The 485-nt window shown below is 56.1% G+C and carries 1 protein-coding gene; it reads right to left on the bottom strand.

Translation table 11 applies throughout. The features are described 5' to 3' along the window. Positions 1-75: 75 nt before the first annotated feature. Positions 76-485: hypothetical protein (locus AACY52_RS30480; protein WP_339561410.1), on the bottom strand; the 410-nt coding region annotated here is incomplete at its 5' end.

The following is a 485-nucleotide window of genomic DNA, read 5'->3' as shown; positions in this document are numbered from 1 at the left end:
CGCGAGTGCCGTATTTGGCGAGGGCCAGCACCCGCATGGGCGGGCTGCGAGAAGCAGCGGGTTCATGCCTTAAGGTCATGTAAAGATGATACCGCCAGCGACCCACAGATAACCGAGCAACGCGGTCAACAACACAACAAAGCCGAAGCCCGGCAGATCACGCCATCCCAGCCGGCTGCGACATGCCAGGAAGATCACGGCAAGAAACAGCACCTCCTTACTACGCTGTGCGATCACCGGCGCTTCCGGCAACAGGGCAATTGGCAGAAGACTTGCTAGAGTCAGGGTCAGGAACAGACCATGATACCTACTTCGTGATTGGTAACCGGCCACGAAGTAACAACCCAAGGCAGCGATCAGCAGTAGGTTATTGAACGACAAAAGGCTAACGCCTTCGATCTTTGTCGTGTTATCGAGATAGGCGGCGCTCAACGGGTTGAGTGCCCCGAGCATGTCCTGAAGCAGGAAGCGAAAACGTTCTAGGA

Origin of the sequence: Pseudomonas sp. EA_65y_Pfl1_P113, from assembly GCF_963970525.1 — a bacterium.
Classification (GTDB): Bacteria; Pseudomonadota; Gammaproteobacteria; order Pseudomonadales; family Pseudomonadaceae; genus Aquipseudomonas; species Aquipseudomonas tritici.
This window is presented reverse-complemented; position numbering and strand designations above follow the sequence as displayed.